The following is a 652-nucleotide window of genomic DNA, read 5'->3' on the forward strand; positions in this document are numbered from 1 at the left end:
AACCGTATTTACATAATTTATATAATGAAAGGCTAAGAGAACAAGAGTCTTTATCTGATGATAGAGAAGAAAAGGATATCATACAAGAAACTATGGAATTTAATAAAATAGATAGTGATGAGCCTATTGAAGCTGAAGTGCTATATAAAAGCAGAAGCGATGAGTCAAGGGTTTTAGAAACTAAAAGAGAAATAGCTATAGAGCTTTTAATGAAAAATTCTAGTAAGCAATTTATAATTGAGTTAACAGGGTTTACTTTAGATGAAATTTATATGTTAGAGAAAGAATGTGGAATAAATAATATTTAATATRGTGTAGATAATAATATAGGTACAGCATATGTAGAAACATTAAATGGAAATTCTAGATTTGAAGTTGACTTAGATCAGTTAAGCGAGATAGAAAAATAGAATTAATAGTTAAATCATACATAGAAAGAGGGTGTCGTAAATCACGACACCCTCTTATTATATCAAATAAGTTTCCTTCATTAAAAGAGATTAATAATGAAATACTAAAACTTAAATTATCTGTATATGCTCCAATAAAATATGTTCTACCTCACAAGAAGGATTATTACAGTAAACTTTATGATACTAAAGTTAAAGATGGTAAAAGTATCCTAAGRCAAATAGACSKTGATCAAAGTGTG

The 652-nt window shown here is 27.3% G+C and carries 1 protein-coding gene; it reads left to right on the plus strand.

What is annotated here, in order from left to right:
- A partial coding sequence (locus tag G3997_RS04730; protein ID WP_296648906.1) for a hypothetical protein occupies positions 1-308 on the plus strand: 308 nt, incomplete at its 5' end.
- Positions 309-652 lie beyond the last annotated feature (344 nt).

This window comes from Romboutsia sp. 13368, from assembly GCF_018336475.1.
Lineage (GTDB): Bacteria > Bacillota > Clostridia > Peptostreptococcales > Peptostreptococcaceae > Romboutsia.